Origin of the sequence: Thermococcus sp. M36 (assembly GCF_012027355.1) — an archaeon.
In the GTDB taxonomy this organism is placed as follows: domain Archaea; phylum Methanobacteriota_B; class Thermococci; order Thermococcales; family Thermococcaceae; genus Thermococcus.
Map to the genome: position 1 here is coordinate 1 of NZ_SNUH01000026.1, position 661 is coordinate 661.

General features: G+C 33.6%; 1 protein-coding gene. It reads left to right on the forward strand.

The window, feature by feature from the left end:
• A partial coding sequence (locus tag E3E36_RS11140; protein ID WP_167895497.1) for a DUF4369 domain-containing protein occupies positions 1 to 661 on the forward strand: 661 nt, incomplete at both ends.

Consider the following 661-nt stretch of genomic DNA (forward strand, 5'->3'; position numbering starts at 1 on the left):
CTGTTTTAGATTCAACTACTTTGCAGGCTAACGGTAATTTTAAACTCAATGCAATTGCTAAAGAGGAAGGTTTATACTTATTGGCAGTTGAAAACGGCCCGACTGTTTTGTTTATCAACGATGCAAAAAAAATTACCATCAATTTAGATGAAGAGCACTATAAAGATTATACAACGAATGGCTCTTCTGCATCGCAACAACTGCATCAGTTTTTAGATAATTACAAAGCACATTATGAATCTTTAGTGAAGGCTTTTACATTAGTTGATTCATTACAAAAAAATAATGCAATTGATAGTGCAGTAACTGTTGCTGCATTACAAAAAGATAATGAGTTGAAAAAAATTAATGAGTTTGTGCGTGATTTAACATTGAAAAGTACGAGCCCGGCATTAAGATACTTTATGATTGGCAAAGCTATACGTACTATGCAACCCGATGAAGTACAAAAGTTAGCTGCAGCTTCAGCAGAAACTTTTAAAGAGCATGAAGGTTTGGCTATACTTAAAAAAGGAATTGATACACAAATTGCATCTGATCCAAAATTTGCTTTGTTAAATAAACCCGCTCCGGAATTGAATTTCACAGATACTTCAGGAAAATATTTTGCCTTAAGCAGTTTAAGAGGAAAATATGTGTTAGTTGATTTTTGGGCAAGCTG